The organism is Paenibacillus periandrae (genome assembly GCF_022458865.1).
Lineage (GTDB): Bacteria > Bacillota > Bacilli > Paenibacillales > NBRC-103111 > Paenibacillus_S > Paenibacillus_S periandrae.
The window spans coordinates 1-927 of sequence record NZ_JAJNMU010000097.1 but is presented as its reverse complement, the minus strand read 5'-3'; the positions used below and the strand labels follow the sequence as shown (position 1 = coordinate 927).

General features: G+C 54.0%; 2 protein-coding genes. Both read right to left on the bottom strand.

Annotated elements, in window-relative coordinates:
• Window positions 1–414: CehA/McbA family metallohydrolase (locus LRL21_RS44695; protein WP_240422201.1), on the bottom strand; the 414-nt coding region annotated here is incomplete at its 3' end.
• Window positions 407–901, bottom strand: a complete 495-nt coding sequence (locus tag LRL21_RS44690) for a hypothetical protein (protein WP_240422200.1) — start codon at window positions 899–901, stop codon at window positions 407–409. The genes LRL21_RS44695 and LRL21_RS44690, both read right to left, overlap by 8 nt.
• Between the last annotated feature and the right edge of the window lie 26 nt (window positions 902–927).

Here is a 927-nt window from a genome sequence, read left to right as displayed (position 1 = left end):
ATATTCCCAATAACAGCCGGTACACATCGGACTGCCTACCCGAAACGGATGTGCAAGCCCGGCTATCGCCCCAAGCGCTTTTACCTCTCGCAGCCCCTGAGCCAAATCGTTCGGCCCAAGCATACGCCAATCGGCATAACCCCCGGCAGGTAGTCCAAGAACGAGCATATGACCGTAGAACGTTGTCCATTCAAGTCCGGTCAAAATTTTAATGTTGGTTGCTTGTTCCACCACTTCTTTACCGAACAGTCCCGATGTCGTATTATGATCGGTCACAGCGATCCAATCCAGCTCCAATGCCGCCGCACTCCGAGCTAACTCGTACAATGTGTGCTTACCGTCACTATTCGGCGTATGGGTGTGCAGCTCACAGGCGAGCCAATATCCACTTTCCCCTGCTCCAGAATTACTCATGGTGACTCCTCTCCTTCTCAACGCCGTTCACCTGCAGCTCGTACGAACAAACCTCGGTAACGATTGCGTGTACACTCACCGTAATACGCCACATGCCGGCAACTATCGGACCTTGTAAAAAACCGGGCTCGGCATCATTCGCGCCCAATCGGTGCTCTTGCACCGGCGTGTGCCGATGCGCCGCCCCGCGGAAGCGGTACTGGTCGTCCAACGACAAGGTCAGCAAATTTTGCAGCGGCAGTACGCGTTCCCAGCACTCCAAGTACTTGCTAAGCTGCGGTTCTTCCATGTAGCGCGGTGCCGCAAGTGCCACCAATTCCCGTGCCCGCTCCCGATCCTCAAGAAGCTTCGGAGAGTAGTTGAAACGAATTTCCAGCGCTTCCAGCCCTTCAGGAACCAGGAACGCATAGATAATCTGGCTCTTCGATGCGGCTGAAGTCAATCGTCCTCCGACATCAACAAGCGTAATCATAACAGCACCTGCCATAATTGGCCTACAGGTTCATCTGTAGT

Coding starts and splice junctions, on each gene's coding strand:
- LRL21_RS44690 (WP_240422200.1), bottom strand. CDS start 901: ATGGCAGGTGCTGTTATGATTACGCTTGTTGATGTCGGAGGACGATTG.